Genomic DNA, 18,071 nt, shown 5'->3' with positions numbered 1-18,071 from the left:
CTGACAAAACGGCAAAAAAAAGACCGCATATTCGCGGTCTTTATAAATTATGTATGACTAGTTTGTCATTTATTCTTCTGTTGAGTCTGTCGTCGGGGCAGTTGCTGCAGGAGCAGGTGATTCTTGAACAGGCATAATATTTTCTACATTTTCACCTTCGATAACTTTAGATTCATTTGAAGAACCTCCGCCAAAAATGGTCACGTTTGAAATTAAAATCAAAACCAATAGTGCAGTTGCAAGACCCCAGGTACTTTTATCAAGAAAATCACCGGTCTTTTTAACACCACCTATTTGTTGAGAACCGCCACCTCCAAAAGAAGAAGATAAACCGCCACCTTTAGGGTTTTGCACCATAATTACAACGATAAGTAAAAAGGCTACAATTACGATTAAAACTAAAAATATAAAAAACATAGTTTTGACTTTATAAAATGCGGTTTTGAGTTTAAGCTTTTCCCGCTGTTTACTTTATTTATTTTCTTGCAATTTCTCTATTGCCCGAATTTGGTCTGCAAAGAAACCACTTTTTTCCGGATATTTCAAACTTAAAATTCGATAAGCTTGTTTAGCTTTTGAAAAGTTTTTTTGTTCAACATAAACCCGGGCTAGCGTTTCTGTCATCAGGCTATCACTGGGTTGAAAGCGATCTTCTAGATTAGTCTTCTTAAAAGAGGAGTCTGGTGAATTTACTTTTATTTTGGGATTAGTCTCTATAAACTTGTCAATTAGCTCCAGGCGACGCGTGCGTTCCGGGTCATCATCTGCCTCATAAAGTGTGGGTTCAGGAAGTGGTTTGTATTCAATTTTAGGTCGATGTGAAGCTTCTTCTTCGGCCGATTCCTTAGCGCGATCTGTTCTGTCAATCTTATTAAAAGAAGTCAGTTTTAACCACTCTCCAAAGGAATGTGTTTCAGCTGGATTAAAATCTAAAGGTTTGCCTATTTGCAACTGCTCTTCTGGTATGGTTTCAGGTTCTTCTGAAGGTTCCTTCGGTATAAAAAAGTCTTTAGATAAAACTTGATGGGCCTTTACCAATTCTTCGGCCTCCATATCAGCAGAAACATCTACGGCATCATAAACCGGCATATTGTGCAGGTAAGCTTCTTGAGATTTTATCTGCTGGCTGATGTCGCTTTGATTGAATATTTCAGAAGTGATAAAGTCGAATAAAACCGTGCGATCTTGTGTATGTGCTGCGGTCTGTTTAAGCTGATTGTTGTAAAGGAAACTGTCTTCGTTTTTTAAACCTTTTAATTGAAGCGCCCGAGCTGCCTGAAAAAAAGGAAACTCTTTTATAATCTGTTTTAGCTGAGTCGTCTGCTCTGGCGTAACACGATCCGGGTGTTCTAAAAGGGATGTAAACGTTGTTAGGTTCATTTACCAGTTTGCTAAAGATTCTTGAAAAATATCTTGAGTAATGCGCTCGTAAATTTCTTCTATTGCTCCATCTAAAACGGCTCCCACAGGCTGCGCAGTACCCGCAATATCTACAAAGAATGAAAAACGTTTTTCAAAATCTGCGCTACCGTCTGTTATGGTTTTGTTTGTAAATCGGCACAGGATCACAATGGTAATGCGGTTTTGAGCAGCGACATTGTCAGATGTCGCGGTTTGTGGAGCGATGTAATAATCTACAATTTCGCCCTCATAAATTAGATCTGCATTGGCAGCATTTGTAGCCAGATTTAAGCTGGTTTGATTCTGAATTAAATCAGACAGAGCAAATGTAAATCTACGGTCAATCCCCGGCTCTACAATAGGAGCGTTATTCTGAAAATAGCTTACGTAATAAGACTCAGCGCTACCTATGTCTGCGCCAGTAAACGAATAGAAGCCACAACTGTTAAAGCATATAAAGCTAAAAAATAAAAGTACGATTTGAAGTTTTTTCATATTGAATAAGTGGTGTCTTTTAAACGCAGCAAGCTGTCTGGCATTGCGTTACAAATCGTATTGTTTGATTTTTCTATATAAGGTACGCTCACTGATGCCTAATTCTTTAGCAGCTGCCTTGCGTTTCCCACTGTGGCGCTCCAGAGATTTTTCGATCAATTCAAGTTCTTTTTCTTGTAAAGAGAGCGTTTCTTCTTCCTCAACATCTTCCGCAAAATGGTATTTGTCTGCTATCTGAGAGTTGCTTACCACAGACTCTTCTGGTAATTGCAATACCTCGGTGATGTCTTCTGCACTTTCGTAAGCATCAGAATCATCTTCGCTATAAATCTTCTTGATCAGTGATTTATTTTCTTCCTTAACTGAAGCATTATTGCCATTTTCCATCAACTCAAGGGTGAGTTTCTTCAAGTCGTTCAAGTCACTTTTCATGTCAAAAAGTACTTTGTAAAGAATTTCGCGCTCACTGCTAAAATCGCTTTCGCTCTTTTTAGTTTGTCCTACTACAGCCGGTAAATTAGAACCGGTATCCGGCAAATAAGCTCTTAATTTTTCTGCGGAAATCTGGCGCGTTTGCTCGAGTACAGAAATTTGCTCAGCAACGTTACGCAACTGTCTTATGTTACCAGACCAGCGGAATTTCAACAGAACATTTACTGCATCATCATCGAGGCGAATGGTGGGCATTTTATACTTATTGGCAAAGTCTGAAGCAAATTTTCTAAACAATAAATGAATATCATTTTTACGATCGCGCAAGGGCGGAAGGTTGATCTCTACCGTGCTTAAACGGTAATACAGATCCTCTCTAAAGCGCTCTTTCTGGATGGCATCAAACATTTTTACGTTTGTTGCAGCCACAATGCGAACATCGGTCTTTTGTGTTTTAGACGAACCTACTTTTAAAAATTCGCCGTTTTCTAATACACGCAGTAAACGAACCTGAGTGGGTAGCGGCAATTCACCAACTTCATCCAAAAAAATGGTTCCACCATCAGCCTCTTCAAAATAACCACTTCGCGTTGATGTTGCTCCGGTAAAAGCACCTTTTTCGTGACCAAAAAGCTCACTGTCTATCGTTCCTTCAGGAATGGCACCACAGTTAACAGCAATATATTTATTGTGTTTGCGGTGTGATAAGGAGTGAATAATACGCGGAATACTCTCTTTACCCACACCACTTTCTCCGGTAACTAATACAGAAATATCGGTAGGTGCAACCTGTATAGCTTTCTCAATAGAGCGGTTGAGTTTGGGGTCGTCTCCAATAATCCCAAAACGTTGTTTAATAGCGTGAACTGATTCCATTCTAATTGATTAATTATTTTCAGAATAACCTACAGCTTTACCTAAAAGTGTAGATTTTGTGCAGTCTGTGATGTGTACATTAACAAAGTCACCTACTTTATAATGTTCTTTTGGAAAGACTGCTACGGTATTTTGAGAGGTGCGACCAGACCATTCGGCGTCACTTTTCTTAGATTCTTTTTCGATAAGGACTTCAACAATTTTACCCACTTGCTTTTGCGTGTTGTAATGCGAGTGTTCTAGTTGAAGAGCGATCACTTCTGCTAAACGGCGTTTTTTTACATCTAGAGGGATGTCATCTTCAAGCTTTCGAGCAGCCATAGTTCCCGGGCGTTCACTATACGCAAACATAAAACCAAAGTCATACTTCACATACTCCATTAAACTCAAGGTGTCTTGATGATCTTCTTCGGTCTCGGTTGGGAAGCCGGTGATCATATCTTGAGAGATCGCACAGTCTGGCATAATCTCTCTAATATTATCTATCAATTCAAAATATTCCTGACGCGTGTGCAGGCGATTCATTTCTTTAAGAATACGATCGCTACCGCTTTGCACCGGTAAGTGAATGTATTTGCAGATATTAGGATACTTTGCCATTGTTTTAATTACATCTAAAGTCATATCCTGAGGATTAGAAGTAGAAAAACGAATGCGCATTTTAGGTTGTGCTTCGGCAACAAGATTTAACAATCCTGAGAAATCTACAGCAGTAGCTTTTGCCATAGCACTGGCTTTCTCAAAATCTTTTTTGAGGCCGCCACCGTACCATAAGTAACTGTCAACGTTTTGACCCAAAAGGGTGATTTCTTTAAAACCTTTTGCAGCTAGATCGTTTACTTCTTCTACAATGCTTTGCGGATCTCTGCTGCGTTCCCGTCCTCTTGTAAAAGGCACTACGCAGAATGTACACATATTATCACAACCACGGGTGATGCTTACAAATGCGGTAACTCCATTACTTTGTAGACGTACTGGTGAGATATCACCGTAAGTTTCCTCTTTAGAGAGAATCACATTGATCGCGTCGCGACCTTCTTCAACCTCGTCTAATAAATTAGGTAAGTCTTTATAAGCGTCAGGACCTACTACAAGGTCAACGATTTTTTCTTCTTCTAGAAATTTACTTTTTAAACGCTCTGCCATACAGCCCAGAACGCCCACTTTCATCTTAGGGTTGTCTTTTTTGACGGCATTGTATTTCTCTAAGCGCTTGCGCACTGTTTGTTCTGCTTTGTCTCTGATGGAACAAGTGTTAACCAGAACCAGGTCTGCGTCTTCAAGTGAAGTTGTAGTGTTGTATCCTTGATTGGCAAGTATAGATGCTACAATCTCACTATCGCTAAAGTTCATCTGGCAACCATAACTCTCTATAAACAGCTTTTTAGTGTTTGTAGTTTGTGGTTCGAGAACTAGAGCTTCTCCTTGCTTGTTTTCGTCAATTATCTTCTCCATAATACGTACTGCTACCTAAAAATAGTGCGCAAAGATACGATTAACAGATGTTGTGACAAAGTGTCATTAGGATGAAATTAAAAAAGGATTTTGTGAATTTTAAGAGATATTTAATGGTAGAATAAACCACTAGGAGCAGGGGCTTTAACCACGATTTCTATGCGGTCGTTATGGCTTTATAGGCCTCAATAATAAATTTTCTACTACTTTTGCGAATCTAAAGTCAGAATAACGTAGACTTGTCGAGGTCTATTTATGGCAAATTTTCAAAAAAGCAATATGGCAAAAAATCTGGTAATTGTTGAGTCACCTGCAAAGGCAAAAACTATAGAAAAATTTCTTGGGAAAGATTATAAGGTAGAAAGTAGTTTTGGTCACATTGCAGATTTACCAACAAAAGAACTTGGAGTAGATGTAGAAGGTGATTTTTCGCCCAAATATATAGTTAATAAAGATAAGAAATCAGTTGTAAAAAAACTGAGAGATTTAGCAAACAAAGCAGAGACAGTATGGCTTGCAAGTGATGAGGACCGGGAGGGAGAAGCAATTGCCTGGCATTTAGCCGAAGAGTTGAAACTTGACAAGTCTAAAACAAAAAGAATTGTTTTTTCTGAAATTACAAAGAAGGCAATTTTAAAAGCGATTGAAAGTCCGCGTGATATAGATTACAACTTGGTTAATGCGCAGCAAGCGCGTCGCGTTTTAGATAGATTAGTAGGGTATGAGATTTCTCCGGTTCTTTGGAGAAAAGTAAAAGGAGGTCTTTCTGCAGGGCGTGTACAGTCGGTTTCTGTAAGGCTTATTGTTGAACGAGAGCGCGAGATACAAGCATTCAATACAGAGGATTATTTTAGAGTAGATGCAGAATTTGCTAATGCAGGTGGTAAAACCTTAAAAGCAAAGCTTCCGAAAAATTTAGATACTAAGACAGAGGCAGAAGAATTTCTAGAAGCTAATGCTGATGCAACTTTTAAGGTTGAGGCTTTAACTACTAAACCAGCTAAGAAAAATCCGGCACCGCCGTTTACGACTTCAACATTACAGCAGGAGGCAGCACGTAAACTATACTTTTCGGTGAGCAAGACCATGAATATGGCTCAGCGATTATATGAAGCGGGACTTATTACGTATATGAGAACCGATAGTGTGAATCTTTCTCAGGATGCTAAACAGGGAGCAGCTAACGAGATTGTTTCGGCATATGGTGAGAAATACCATCAAGAGCGTAATTATAAAGGTAAGAGTAAAGGAGCTCAGGAAGCTCACGAAGCAATCAGACCTACAGATTTTAGTAAACATAGTGTAAGCATAGATCGCGATCAGGCTCGTTTATACGAGTTGATCTGGAAACGTGCGATTGCTTCTCAAATGAGTGAAGCTAAGCTAGAGCGAACGAATGTGCAGATAGCTTCTTCAAAGCATCCTTCTAATTTTACTGCAAATGGTGAGGTGATCAAATTTGATGGTTTCTTAAAAGTGTATCTGGAAGGAACTGACGATGAAGATCAGGAAGAAAGCGGAATTCTGCCTCCATTGAAAGAAGGAGAGGCTTTAGATAATCTTTGGATAACCGCAACAGAGCGTTTTACAAGAGCGCCTTATAGATATACTGAAGCATCTTTGGTAAAGAAATTAGAAGAGTTAGGTATTGGGCGACCGTCAACATATGCACCTACAATTACGACTATTCAGAATAGAAAATATATTGAGAAAGGAAATGTAGACGGGGTAGAGCGAGAATACGATTTGCTGACTTTGAAAAAAGGAGCGGTAAAAGCTGAAAAGCTTACTGAAAAAGTAGGTTCTGATAAAGGAAAACTTGTGCCTACAGATGTAGGTATGGTGGTTAATGACTTCTTGGTCAATCACTTTGAGAACATTTTAGACTACAACTTTACAGCAAAAGTCGAAGAGAATTTTGATGAGATCGCTGAAGGAAATGAGGAGTGGACTAAGATGATGAAAGACTTTTATAAAGACTTTCATCCTCAAGTAAAAGATGTTGCTGAAAACGCAGACCGCGAAGTTGGGGAACGTGTTTTGGGTAAAGATCCTAAATCAGGAAAGCCTGTAAGTGTACGTTTAGGCAAGTACGGAGCAATGGTGCAAATAGGTTCTGTTGAAGATGAGGAAAAGCCTCAATTTGCAGGCTTATTACCAGATCAACAATTGGAAAGTATCACTTTTGAAGAGGCTATGGACTTGTTTAAGCTTCCTCGTGATTTAGGGGAGTTTGAAGGTGAGCAGGTTCAGGTGAATAACGGACGTTTTGGTCCTTATGTGAAATTCGGTAAAGCCTATGTCTCTTTGCCTAAGGGAAGAGATCCTCTTGAAGTGGAATACGATGAAGCTGTAGAATATATTAAGGAGAAGCAAAAAGCAGATGCTCCTATCTATCATTATGAAGATTTACCTGTGCAAAAAGGGGTGGGGCGTTTTGGTCCTTATCTAAAGTGGAACGGTATTTTTATCAATGTCAATAAAAAGTATGACTTTGATAATCTTTCAGATGAAGATATTGTTCAGTTAATTGAAGATAAAAAACAAAAAGAGCGTGACAAGGTTATTCACAATTTTGAAGAAGAAGGAATACGTGTCGAAAAAGCGCGTTGGGGACGTTCTAATATTATAAAAGGAAAAGTAAAAATAGAATTGCCTAAAACGGTAGATGCGCAAAAGCTCACTTTAGAAGAGGTGAAAGATATTTTAGAAAAACAAGGTCCGAAGCCTAAGAAAAAAGCGGCTAAAAAAACTACAGCCAAAAAAACAACTCGAAAAAAAACAACAGCAAAAAAGAAGTAATTCATGGCATTTGAAAATTTACTTCCGGTATCTGATGCAGTAATTGCTCACGCCGCTTTATTGCACGAACAAAGTTTGTTTTCACAGATTAAAATTCACTCTCGTCAAGATGGTTTGCCGGAGTTGGAAGAGTTGCAGATAGCTATTATTGGAGTCCGGGAAAATCGAGGGGCAGTAGATCAAATTGATATTCCTGTAGATTTTACTTCGGTACGTAAGGCGTTATACAAATTATTTCCGGGTAATTGGCATGCGACAATTGGTGATTTGGGTGATTTAGATGCGGGCGAAAGTATTTCAGATACATTATATGCTTTGAGAGCTATAGTTGCTCAATTAGTTAAAAACAATATCATTCCTGTGATTTTAGGAGGTTCTCAGGATTTAACGTATGCGCTGTATCGTGCTTACGATGAATTGGATCAGATGGTGAACCTGGTTAATGTAGATGGTGATTTTGACTTGGGAGATAGTAGTTTGCCAATGACAAATAAGTCATTTGTTGGGAAAATCATCGTAGATCAGCCTTATAACCTTTTTAATTATTCCAGTTTAGCATATCAAACGTATTATAACAGTCAGGAGGAAATCGACCTGATGGAAAAGTTGTTCTTTGACTCGTTTAGGCTGGGTAATATTACCTCAGATTTAAGTAGTGTTGAACCCGTTATGCGGGATGCAGATGTAGTGAGTTTAGATCTTTCTGCTTTACAGGCTGAGGTTTTGGGTTACATGCATCCTGAGCGTGTAAATGGTTTGAATGGAAGGGAGGCATGTGCTATAACACGTTATGCAGGATTAAGTGATCGTGTGAGTGTTTTTGGGATTTTTGAATATGTTTTGGCAAGCCGAGCTGAGACTGCAGCTGCATTAGTAGCACAGCTTATTTGGTACTTTGTAGAAGGTGTAAACTACCGCATAAAAGAGTCGCTTACAGATCGGGATACAGAATTTCTGCATTATAGCGTACCTGTTGAAGATGAGCTTTTAAGCTTTTACAAGAGTACAAAATCTGAAAGATGGTGGATTGAAATTCCTTTCTTAGAGGGTGCTAATAATAAATTAAAGCGACACACGTTATTACCTTGCACACAAGCAGATTACGTGAACGCTTGTAATCAGGAGATTCCAGAGCGTTGGTATAAGGCAAAGCGTAAGAATGAAATATAATTAACAAAACTTTTTGGGTTTGAATGTTATTTTTATCAAAAAATTGCTTTTTAGCATTTTTATAGATAGGTTTACTGTCTCAAATCTAGATTTAACCTAATTTACCTATGAAGAAGTTTATTGCATTTATTGCGATGGTAAGCTTATTAGTTAGTTGTGGTCGCAATGATCGTGGCGAACTTGTGGGAGTAAAAGGCAAAAAATGGAATCCAGAAAAACCCTACGGTATGACACTTGTGTCTGGTGGGGCTTTTATAATGGGTAAAAGTGATGATGATATTGCTGCCATCAAGAATGCTCCAACGAAAACGGTAACCGTCCGCTCTTTCTACATGGACGAGACCGAAATCACCAATTCAGAGTATAGACAATTTGTGAAATGGGTTCGTGATTCAGTTACACGTGCGCGTCTTGCTATTGAAGCTGATCTAATGGGAGAAACGCCCGGTTCAGGGGGTATAGGTGATTATGCATTTGTGGATTATGATCCAGACAATATGACTCCTTACGAGCAGTATATGTATGATAATTACTATAGTCTAAGTGATGATTACAGTGATCGAAAACTCAATTGGGACATAGACCTTATTGAGGATCCTATGGATTATCCTGACGAGTATTATGTTTCGGTAATGGATACGATGTATATTCCATTAGAAGAAGCGTATAATGGTCAGCGAACTGTTGATGTAGAAAAGCTTGTTTTTAAGTATAAATATCTTGATATGGAAGCTGCTGCCCGGCAGAAGAAAGGCTCTCGTAAAGATTTTATAATTACTGAAGAAACTAAGATTTATCCAGATACAACGGTGTGGATTAAAGACTTTGCATACTCATATAATGAGCCTATGCATAATGATTACTTCTGGCATAGTGCTTATGATGATTATCCGGTTGTAGGTGTGAGCTGGCAACAGGCAAAAGCTTTTTGCCAATGGCGTACAGATAATAAAAACTCTTATAAAAAAGAACGCGGTCAAGAATTGGTTAACCGTTTTAGACTTCCTAGTGAGGCTGAATGGGAATATGCTGCTCGCGGTGGTTTAGAAAGTGCAACCTACCCTTGGGGTGGGCCATATACTAAAAATGACCGAGGTTGTTTTATGGCAAACTTTAAGCCCTTGCGGGGTGACTATGCCGCAGATCAAGCGCTTTATACCGTAGAAGCAGATTCTTATGAGCCTAATGATTATGATCTTTATAATATGGCTGGTAATGTTGCAGAATGGGTGGGGTCTTCATATGATCCCAATGCTTATGAATATGTTTCAACAATGAATCCTAATGTTAATGATACTAAAAATGCTCGAAAAGTTGTGCGTGGTGGTTCTTGGAAAGATGTTGCTTACTTAATTCAGGTAAGTACTAGAGATTATGAGTATGCAGATTCTGCTCGTAGTTATATCGGCTTTAGAACTGTGCAGGATTATCTTGGTGTAGATCAGGATGTCAACATGAGAAACGGACCTTCGCGTCGTTAATCCCCCTTATTATATTTCCCCAAATATATACTTAACCTAATTTCACAAAACAAAAAATCTATTAAAATGGCAAAAAAAGGAAGCATTTCTGTAACTAACATGATTTACGGTCTAGGAGCAGCAGTAGTAATTGTTGGAGCTTTATTTAAAATTCAGCACTGGCCTTATGGATCTGAAATCCTAACCTTAGGTATGGTTGTAGAGGCCTTAGTTTTTGGTTATTCAGCTTTTGAAAGACCTTCACAAGAATTAGATTGGTCATTAGTATATCCAGAATTAGCTGGTGATACTTCGGCAGTGGTTCCTAAGCAAAAAAAGCAAGAGGAATTAACTGAAGCTAAAGGATTGCTTTCAGAAAAATTGGATGCAATGCTTAAAGATGCGCGTATTGATTCTGAATTAATGAGTAGCTTAAGTACGAGTATTCGCAGTTTTGAGGGCGCAGCAAAAGGCATGGCTCCAACTGCTGAGGCAATGAATTCTACAAAAAAATACAGCCAGGAAATGGCACTTGCCGCAGCACAACTAGAATCTTTAAATAGTCTTTACAAAGTACAGGTAGAAACTGCAGGTCGTCAGGCTGAAATAAATAATGAAGTAGCGAGTAATGCCGGTAAGCTTAAAGAACAAATGGAAAGTCTCGCAACAAACCTTTCTTCTTTAAACGGTGTTTACGGTGGAATGCTTTCTGCAATGAATAAGCGCTAACTGAATTACAGAGCCCAAATTTTTAATTCAGTAGAAAAAATAGCATTATGGCAGGAGGAACACAGTCCCCAAGACAGAAAATGATTAATCTTATGTATCTAGTTTTTATTGCAATGATTGCAATGAATGTAGATAAAGAGATTTTAAATGCATTTAAAATATTTGACCTTAAGTTTACAAGTTCTAATTCGAGATTAGCTGATGAAAATCAATTAGCAATGGCAGGCTTAGAAGCTAAAGCTTTAGAACAGCCGGCTAAATACGAACCTTTATTAGGTAAAGCTGAGCGTGTAAAGAAAATTTCTGATGAATTTTATCAGTATTTAGCAAGCATCAAAGATACCTTGACTGAAGGTATTGATACCAGTAGTTATGCAAACCTTGATAAAACAGCTGTTTTGGATGAGCGTTGGTTTACTGGCGATCGCTATACTAAGAAAGGGGAAGCTTTTTTAGATGAAATTGCAACCTATAAAGCTGAAATGAAAGAAGCATTAGGTCCAGAATTTAGCGAAGTAAGTGCTATTATAGAACGTACATTTGCAGTAGAGCCACAAACGAATAAAGATGGTAAAGAAATTGCTTGGCTGCGTTATAATTTTGAAGGGTATCCACTTGCAGCTTCAATTACGCGTTTTACACAGATGCAAAATGATGTAAGAACAGCTGAGTCTGAAGTTTACTCATCATTATTACAGGGTCAGTTGAGTAAAGATGTTTCGTTAAGTAATTACGAGGCCATCGTGATACCTGAAAAAACTGCATTTTTCTCAGGTGAAAGCTTTAAAGGAAAAGTAGTTTTAGGTCGTTTTGATAACTCATTAAATTTTGATAAAGTAATTATCAACGGTACTGAAGTGGATAATTTACAAGCTGGTCAGGTAGTTTTAGATTTTCCTGCAGGTAATGTAGGTACGCGCAAGATTACCGGAGAATTAGTTTATACAGAAGATGGCGAGCCTAAGTCTATTCCTATTAATAGTGAATATGCTGTAATCAACAAACCGAACTCGGCTACTATTTCAGCAGATAAAATGAATGTTGTTTACCGTGGTGTTGCAAACCCCATGACCATTAGTTTTGCAGGAGTAGCTGATAATAATGTAAGTGCGAGTGCTCCAGGCTTATCAAAAGGGTCAGGAAGTAGTTATACGATGAATCCTGGCACAGGGCGTGAGGTTACTATTAGTGTTTCGGGTACTTTAGCAGATGGTTCTAAGGTTAGTGATTCTAAGCAATTCCGTATTAAAGACATACCAAGTCCTACAGGTACAGTTCGTGGAGAAGATGGTATACTAAAAATGCAACGCAATTCGTTAGAGATATCTACTGTAGGAGCAGATTTACCTGATTTTGATTTTGACTTAGACCTTAGAGTTACAGGATTCAAATTTAATGTGCCGGGACAGCCAACTGTTCAGGTGAGTGGAAACAAATTAGACTCGCGTGCTAAAGATGTTTTAAGAAGAGCGCAACGAGGATCTACAGTACAGATATTTGATATCAGTGCGAGTATAGCTGGTAATAGCAGTTACAGACTTAAGAAAGTCTCTCCTGTTCTTATTGAGCTTACTAATTAAATAAATGAAGTATGAAAAGCCAGAAGCAAACGTTTAGTGTTTTTTGTATGATGATTATAGGTTTGACTGCATGTGCTCAAACTAATATTCTAAATGCAAAAATGCCAGATGAAATGTATGAAAAAACGGAGGAGCAGATTGAGCTTGACAATGATAAACCGCTTCCTTATGGTTATGTAGATAGCCGTGATGTACTTTGGGGTAAAAACACGTGGGAGATCATAGATCTTGATGAGCGTGTTAATTTTCCGCTATATTACCCGGTAGATCCTAATATAGGGTCAGATCGTAAACCTTTGTACGATGTTTTAGTTAAAAACATAAAAGAGGGTAAACTTGATATTTATGCAGATTCATACTTTAATGATAAAATAGCTTTAGAAGATATTTCTGCTGCAATGTCTCGTGTAGATACGACAGATTTAGGTATTGAGCAAATCAATGCAGGTTACGAAGTAGATGAGCAATATATTGACAGAAGAGATATTTCTGCTGCAGACATTGAGCAGTATTGGATTCGTGGCTACTGGTATTTTGATAAGCGTCAGGGCGAATTAAAATATCGTTTAATAGGTCTTGCTCCAGTAGCTCCAGATGTTAACTTTATAGATGATGAAGATCCGGTTATGGTTCCTTTATTCTGGGTGTGGTATCCTACAGCTCGTGATATTTTGCACGAAGCTAAGGTGTTTAACCCACAGAATTCTGCGCAACCCTTATCCTTTGATCACTTGTTGAATTCGAGAAGATTCAACGGTGTTATTTATCAGGTAGATAATATACAAGGCGATCGTGAGGTTAAAGAATATATTGCAGATAATGCTATGATGCAGTTGTTAGAATCACAGCGCATCAAAGAGCAGATACGTAATTTTGAAATTGATATGTGGAATTATTAAAAGATTTCATTTAGAATAAAACTAAAACGCCTTTTTTAAAGGCGTTTTTTTATACGCTATTTTTACGGAATGAAAGAGGTTGATTATTTAGTAGTAGGTTTAGGACTGGCCGGGATGGCTTTTTGTGATAAGTTAGAACAGCATCAAAAATCGTTTTTTGTTATAGATAAGCAGATTGAAGCTGCGAGCAGAGTAGCGGCAGGTTTGATCAATCCCGTGATTTTAAAACGCTATACACTTCCTTGGCAGGGTGAAGAACAATTTGACTTGGCTAAGTCATATTTTAGAAGACTGGATGCAAAATTGGGATTAAATGCGGTGACAGAGATACCTGTCTATAAAATTTTTTCTTCGGCAGAAGATCAAAATAACTGGTTTGAGGCTTCAGATAAACCGGGTCTAGAGCGGTTTTTAAAGCCGGAATTAAAATCAGATATTTCTGAAATGGTCAATGCTCAACTTCAGGCAGGAGAGGTGAAAGAGACGGTTCGCATAGATATTTCAAAGCTTTTGGATACTTATAAGAATTACCTAACTAAAAATCATTCTTATGAGCAAGAGACTTTTCATTATGATAAAATCGAATTCAATTCAGAAGTTGAAATTGAATATCAAAACATTAAAACAAAACGTATCGTTTTCGCCGAAGGATTTGGTGTTAAAGACAATCCTTTTTTTAATAAGCTTCCGTTAGTGGGTAATAAAGGGGAGTATATTGATATTTATGCTCCTGAACTCCAATTAACTCAAGCTTTAAAAGCTACTTTTTTTATTATTCCTCTAGGAGATGCTGTTTACAAAGTGGGAGCTACTTTCAACTGGAATGATAAAGATTATAAAACCTCATTAGAAGCGCGTAAAGAGCTTGTAGCTAAATTAAAACAAGTGATTAATTGTGAGTTTGAAGTAGTTAGGCAAGAGGCTGCGGTACGCCCTACAACGGGTGATAGGCGACCATTACTTGGTGTTCACCTGATACACTCACAATTAGCTATCTTAAATGGCTTAGGAACTCGAGGAACGATGATGGGAGCTTATCTTGCAGATAAGTTGTATAGTCATCTTGAACACGGAGAAGCGTTAGAAGATGAAATTTCAATAATGCGTTTTCCTAAGAAGTTCTAGATGGGTTTTCTGCTTTTTTAGAATTGTAATCAAAGAAAAAATTGATCCAAATATTACGGCTTAACCGCATAATAATAGGTGCGAAAACAAGTAATGTGCCTATAATAGCGAGAAACCCTGCAACAAGGCCGGCTCCTATAAAAAAGTGTACGATCACAAAAGCGGCAACGGCAAAAGCAATACCTACACCATAACTTACATACATCGCGCCGTAAAAAAATGAGGGTTCAATTTTGAACTTGGTATCACAATGTGGGCAACGTTCGTGCATCTTTAACGTTTCAGACAGTTTATACGGATTTTTTGTCTCGTACATACTCGCTTTTTGGCATACTGGGCAAGTGCCTGTAAAAATGCTGTATAATGGATTTCCTTGGAGAAGTTTTTTCATAATGTAAAAATACGAGTTTCTCAAGGAAAAATAAGTAACACGTGTTACCAAATGGATTTTATTTAAATGCTAAAAGTCCGTCATTTAATAATAACTTTGCGCCTTAAAATTTTTAGAACATGCTTAACATTCACAACCTTTCTGTTTCCTTTCAGGGAGAGTATTTATTTGAAGAAGTCACTTTTAGATTAGGAGAAGGTGACCGTGTAGGACTAGTAGGAAAAAATGGAGCTGGTAAATCTACAATGTTGCGCATAATTTCTCGTGAGCAAGAGTATGATACCGGGCAGATAGCGACAGATAAAGACATTCAGATTGGGTTTTTAAAGCAGGATATTGATTTTGTAGAAGGACGTACGGTTTTAGAAGAATCTTATGAAGCTTTTGAGTTGATAAAAAAACTTGAGAAGCGCCTGGAAGAAATTAACACGGAGTTAGCTGAGCGTACAGATTATGAGAGTGATTACTATCACGACCTTATGGTTGAGCTTAACGAAGTACAGCATCAATACGAGATTCACGGTGGGTATAACTATCAAGGTGAAACAGAGCGAATTTTGATGGGTCTTGGTTTTACCCGTGCAGATTTTAATCGAATTACAGATACGTTTTCTGGTGGTTGGCGTATGCGTATAGAGCTCGCAAAATTGTTACTTCAAAATAACGATGTGCTTTTGCTGGATGAGCCTACAAACCACTTGGATATTGAATCTATAATCTGGTTAGAGAGTTTTTTGCGGAATTATACCGGCGCAGTGGTGATTGTGTCTCACGATAGAATGTTCTTAGACAATGTGACAAACCGAACGATTGAGATTTCTTTAGGAAAGATCTACGATTACCCAAAACCTTATTCCGAATATCTGGTACTGCGTCAAGAAATGCGCGAACAGCAAATGGCGGCGCAAAAGAATCAACAGAAAGAAATTGAGCATACCGAAAAACTGATCTCAAAGTTTAAAGCAAAAGCTTCAAAAGCGACTATGGCGCAATCTCTGGTCAAGAAGTTGAATCGTATGGATGTGATCGAGGTTGATGAAGATGATAACAGCGTAATGACTTTAAATTTCCCGGTTTCTGTGGTGCCGGGTAAAGTAGTTGTTGAGGCAGAGAATGTAAAAAAATCATACGGAGAGAAAACCGTTCTTAATGGAATAGATCTTCTTATTGAGCGCGATAGTAAAACGGCTTTTGTTGGTCAAAACGGACAAGGTAAATCTACTTTGGCAAAAATTATTGTAGATGAAATCAGCTATGATGGAAGGCTCAAATTAGGGCATAACGTTCAGATTGGATATTTCGCACAAAATCAGGCAGATCATTTAGACGGAAACAAAACCGTTCTCGACACGATGATTGATGCGGCAAATGAGAAAAACCGAAGTAAAGTTCGTGATATTTTAGGTTCGTTCTTGTTTAGAGGGGAAGAAGCCGATAAATATGTGCGAGTGCTTTCCGGAGGGGAACGTAACCGTCTGGCGCTTGCAAAACTGATGCTGCAGCCTTTTAACGTGCTCGTGATGGATGAGCCTACAAACCACTTGGATATTAAATCTAAGAATGTCTTGAAGGAAGCTTTAAAACGTTTTGAAGGTACCCTTCTTTTGGTTTCTCACGACCGGGATTTCTTACAGGGCTTAACAAGCACGGTTTATGAGTTCAGAGATCATAAAATCAAAGAGTATTTAGGAGATATTGATTATTATCTAGAGAAACGTGCGGTTGAAAATTTGCGTGAAATTGAAAAGAAAGATCCCAAAGTAAAGGCAAAACCTGCTGCAACAAAAGATACTTATAAAGATCAGAAGAAATTTAAATCACTCAGCAATCAATTGAGTAATATAGAGTCTGAAGTGAATAAGTTAGAGCGTCAGATGAAAGAGATGGATGCTGAGCTTGCTGCTGACTACGAGAAAACGAGTGCAAAACCTGATTTTTTTGATCGTTATCAAGCTAAAAAGAATAAAGTAGAAGAGCTTATGAGTAAATGGGAAGAAGTGTCTGAAGAACTTGAGCACTATACTTAGTTGTTTCTTTTATGTTTTTTTTAACTATTTGAGTCAGTGAGACGGGTATTTTTGTGACAAAGTTAATTTTTTCATAAAAGTATTCTGAATGCTTAAAGCTGTACGTTCTATTATAGCAATTCTCATTGTGGGTATTGCTATTCTTGTAGGTTATTTTATTGCTACGCGTGATAAAGATATGCCAACAGAAATTACTAAAGAGGTTAAGACCGTTTTTGTTGAAACTGTAAAAAACAGTACCATTCCTATTGTCATTCCGGCAAATGGTAATCTCGCTGCAAAAAACAAATTAGAACTTTACGCAGAAGTTCAGGGGGTTTTTAGAAGCAGTTCTAATGATTTTAAACCTGGGCAAGCTTACAGCAAAGGGCAAACCTTACTGAATTTGGATTCTTCAGAGTACTATGCTTCGGTACAGGCAGCTAAAAGTGAGCTATACAATTTGATTACTTCAATAATGCCGGATCTTAGATTAGATTACCCGGAATATTTTGAAAAATGGCAAAACTATTTAGACAGTTTTGATATCAATAAATCCACACCTGAACTTCCACAAACGTCCTCAGATAAAGAGCGCTACTTCATAACAGGTCGCGGTATTTTTTCATCGTATTATAATGTAAAAAACCTAGAACAGCGTTTGGGTAAGTATCGAATCGTCGCTCCATTTTCAGGTATATTGACAGAAGCTTTAGTCAACAAAGGTTCGTTAGTGCGTTCGGGACAAAAATTAGGTGAATTTATTGATACATCAGTTTATGAGCTGGAGGTTTCTGTGAGTAAGCGGTTCAGTGATTTGCTGGAAATAGGAGAGCGCGTTACGCTAACTGATGGCAATGGGATGAGAACCTATCAAGGTAAAGTTGTTCGCGTTAATGGTCGCGTAGACCAGACCACTCAAACTATAAAAGTTTTTATCGAAGTTCAGGGATCAGAAACGCTAAAAGAAGGGATGTTTTTGCAAGCAAACCTAGAAGCTAGAGATGAACAGGATGCGATAAGTATTCCGCGTCAATTACTGGTGGACAACGCTCAACTTTATGTTGTTCGTGATAGTGTTTTAGATCTTGTAGAGATACAGCCTGTTTATTTTTCAGATAAAGAAGTAGTGGTTAAAGGGCTTGATGACGGTACACGCTATATTTCAAAATCAGTCCTCGGTGCTTACGCCGGTATGCGCGTTAAGGTTTTAGAAAATACGCAGAATAAACCAACTTCAACGCAATAGC

The 18,071-nt window shown here is 38.1% G+C and carries 15 protein-coding genes; 9 read left to right on the top strand and 6 right to left on the bottom strand.

Annotated features, from left to right (window positions below; all coding sequences use genetic code 11):
• Window positions 1–69: 69 nt before the first annotated feature.
• Genes secG through miaB form a run of 5 tightly spaced genes read right to left on the bottom strand, consistent with a single transcriptional unit; the run spans window position 70 to window position 4,659 of the window.
• Entirely contained in the window at window positions 70–417 is a 348-nt protein-coding gene (gene secG / locus DSM03_RS13850) for a preprotein translocase subunit SecG (protein ID WP_128762346.1), read from the bottom strand.
• A gap of 54 nt (window positions 418–471) precedes the next feature.
• On the bottom strand, window positions 472–1,380 hold the full coding sequence (locus DSM03_RS13845) for a hypothetical protein (protein ID WP_128763251.1): 909 nt from the start codon (window positions 1,378–1,380) through the stop codon (window positions 472–474).
• Window positions 1,381–1,896, bottom strand: a complete 516-nt coding sequence (locus DSM03_RS13840; protein ID WP_128762344.1) for an LptE family protein — start codon at window positions 1,894–1,896, stop codon at window positions 1,381–1,383. It lies immediately after the preceding gene.
• 48 nt (window positions 1,897–1,944) lie between these two features.
• Complete coding sequence (locus tag DSM03_RS13835; RefSeq protein WP_128762343.1) at window positions 1,945–3,204, bottom strand: sigma-54 interaction domain-containing protein; 1,260 nt, start codon at window positions 3,202–3,204, stop codon at window positions 1,945–1,947.
• 9 nt (window positions 3,205–3,213) lie between these two features.
• A complete protein-coding gene (gene miaB, locus DSM03_RS13830) occupies window positions 3,214–4,659 on the bottom strand; it encodes a tRNA (N6-isopentenyl adenosine(37)-C2)-methylthiotransferase MiaB (RefSeq protein ID WP_128763250.1) in 1,446 nt (481 codons plus the stop codon).
• A 279-nt stretch (window positions 4,660–4,938) separates the two neighbouring features.
• On the opposite strand from miaB, the gene topA reads away from it, so the two are divergent.
• From topA to DSM03_RS13795, 7 genes are all read left to right on the top strand, one after another.
• Entirely contained in the window at window positions 4,939–7,461 is a 2,523-nt protein-coding gene (topA, locus tag DSM03_RS13825) for a type I DNA topoisomerase (RefSeq protein WP_128763249.1), read from the top strand.
• Between the two features lie 3 nt (window positions 7,462–7,464).
• A complete protein-coding gene (locus DSM03_RS13820) occupies window positions 7,465–8,631 on the top strand; it encodes a formimidoylglutamase (RefSeq protein ID WP_128763248.1) in 1,167 nt (388 codons plus the stop codon).
• 107 nt (window positions 8,632–8,738) lie between these two features.
• Window positions 8,739–10,112 (top strand): T9SS ring complex lipoprotein PorK/GldK, encoded by a 1,374-nt coding sequence (porK, locus tag DSM03_RS13815; protein ID WP_128763247.1) that lies wholly within the window; start codon window positions 8,739–8,741, stop codon window positions 10,110–10,112.
• Window positions 10,113–10,178: 66 nt separating this feature from the next.
• Window positions 10,179–10,820 carry a type IX secretion system motor protein PorL/GldL gene (porL, locus tag DSM03_RS13810; protein WP_128763246.1) on the top strand — a complete coding sequence of 214 codons (642 nt, stop codon included), beginning with the start codon at window positions 10,179–10,181 and terminating at the stop codon, window positions 10,818–10,820.
• Window positions 10,821–10,867: 47 nt separating this feature from the next.
• Complete coding sequence (gene porM, locus DSM03_RS13805) at window positions 10,868–12,400, top strand: type IX secretion system motor protein PorM/GldM (RefSeq protein WP_128763245.1); 1,533 nt, start codon at window positions 10,868–10,870, stop codon at window positions 12,398–12,400.
• Between the two features lie 11 nt (window positions 12,401–12,411).
• Window positions 12,412–13,299, top strand: coding sequence for a type IX secretion system ring subunit PorN/GldN (porN, locus tag DSM03_RS13800; protein WP_128762336.1), 888 nt, complete (start codon window positions 12,412–12,414; stop codon window positions 13,297–13,299).
• A gap of 69 nt (window positions 13,300–13,368) precedes the next feature.
• Complete coding sequence (locus tag DSM03_RS13795) at window positions 13,369–14,424, top strand: NAD(P)/FAD-dependent oxidoreductase (RefSeq protein WP_128763244.1); 1,056 nt, start codon at window positions 13,369–13,371, stop codon at window positions 14,422–14,424.
• Here DSM03_RS13795 and DSM03_RS13790 read toward each other — a convergent pair.
• Window positions 14,411–14,815, bottom strand: a complete 405-nt coding sequence (locus DSM03_RS13790; RefSeq protein WP_236643952.1) for a DUF983 domain-containing protein — start codon at window positions 14,813–14,815, stop codon at window positions 14,411–14,413. The two genes, DSM03_RS13795 and DSM03_RS13790, sit on opposite strands and share 14 nt — an antisense overlap.
• A gap of 119 nt (window positions 14,816–14,934) precedes the next feature.
• Between DSM03_RS13790 and DSM03_RS13785 the strand changes: the two genes are divergently transcribed.
• Entirely contained in the window at window positions 14,935–16,842 is a 1,908-nt protein-coding gene (locus DSM03_RS13785) for an ABC-F family ATP-binding cassette domain-containing protein (protein ID WP_128762334.1), read from the top strand.
• Between the two features lie 88 nt (window positions 16,843–16,930).
• On the top strand, window positions 16,931–18,070 hold the full coding sequence (locus tag DSM03_RS13780) for an efflux RND transporter periplasmic adaptor subunit (RefSeq protein ID WP_128763243.1): 1,140 nt from the start codon (window positions 16,931–16,933) through the stop codon (window positions 18,068–18,070).
• Window position 18,071 lies beyond the last annotated feature (1 nt).

Origin of the sequence: Leeuwenhoekiella aestuarii (assembly GCF_004104055.1) — a bacterium.
GTDB classification, from domain to species: domain Bacteria; phylum Bacteroidota; class Bacteroidia; order Flavobacteriales; family Flavobacteriaceae; genus Leeuwenhoekiella; species Leeuwenhoekiella aestuarii.
The sequence above is the reverse complement of the archived record's forward strand: the minus strand, read 5'-3'. Positions and strand labels throughout refer to the sequence as shown.

What these genes read in the sequence shown, in the direction of transcription:
- secG (WP_128762346.1), bottom strand. Translation starts at nt 417, where the DNA reads ATGTTTTTTATATTTTTAGTTTTAATCGTAATTGTAGCCTTTTTACTT.
- DSM03_RS13845 (WP_128763251.1), bottom strand. Translation starts at nt 1,380, where the DNA reads ATGAACCTAACAACGTTTACATCCCTTTTAGAACACCCGGATCGTGTT.
- DSM03_RS13840 (WP_128762344.1), bottom strand. Translation starts at nt 1,896, where the DNA reads ATGAAAAAACTTCAAATCGTACTTTTATTTTTTAGCTTTATATGCTTT.
- DSM03_RS13835 (WP_128762343.1), bottom strand. Translation starts at nt 3,204, where the DNA reads ATGGAATCAGTTCACGCTATTAAACAACGTTTTGGGATTATTGGAGAC.
- miaB (WP_128763250.1), bottom strand. Translation starts at nt 4,659, where the DNA reads ATGGAGAAGATAATTGACGAAAACAAGCAAGGAGAAGCTCTAGTTCTC.
- topA (WP_128763249.1), top strand. Translation starts at nt 4,939, where the DNA reads ATGGCAAAAAATCTGGTAATTGTTGAGTCACCTGCAAAGGCAAAAACT.
- DSM03_RS13820 (WP_128763248.1), top strand. Translation starts at nt 7,465, where the DNA reads ATGGCATTTGAAAATTTACTTCCGGTATCTGATGCAGTAATTGCTCAC.
- porK (WP_128763247.1), top strand. Translation starts at nt 8,739, where the DNA reads ATGAAGAAGTTTATTGCATTTATTGCGATGGTAAGCTTATTAGTTAGT.
- porL (WP_128763246.1), top strand. Translation starts at nt 10,179, where the DNA reads ATGGCAAAAAAAGGAAGCATTTCTGTAACTAACATGATTTACGGTCTA.
- porM (WP_128763245.1), top strand. Translation starts at nt 10,868, where the DNA reads ATGGCAGGAGGAACACAGTCCCCAAGACAGAAAATGATTAATCTTATG.
- porN (WP_128762336.1), top strand. Translation starts at nt 12,412, where the DNA reads ATGAAAAGCCAGAAGCAAACGTTTAGTGTTTTTTGTATGATGATTATA.
- DSM03_RS13795 (WP_128763244.1), top strand. Translation starts at nt 13,369, where the DNA reads ATGAAAGAGGTTGATTATTTAGTAGTAGGTTTAGGACTGGCCGGGATG.
- DSM03_RS13790 (WP_236643952.1), bottom strand. Translation starts at nt 14,815, where the DNA reads ATGAAAAAACTTCTCCAAGGAAATCCATTATACAGCATTTTTACAGGC.
- DSM03_RS13785 (WP_128762334.1), top strand. Translation starts at nt 14,935, where the DNA reads ATGCTTAACATTCACAACCTTTCTGTTTCCTTTCAGGGAGAGTATTTA.
- DSM03_RS13780 (WP_128763243.1), top strand. Translation starts at nt 16,931, where the DNA reads ATGCTTAAAGCTGTACGTTCTATTATAGCAATTCTCATTGTGGGTATT.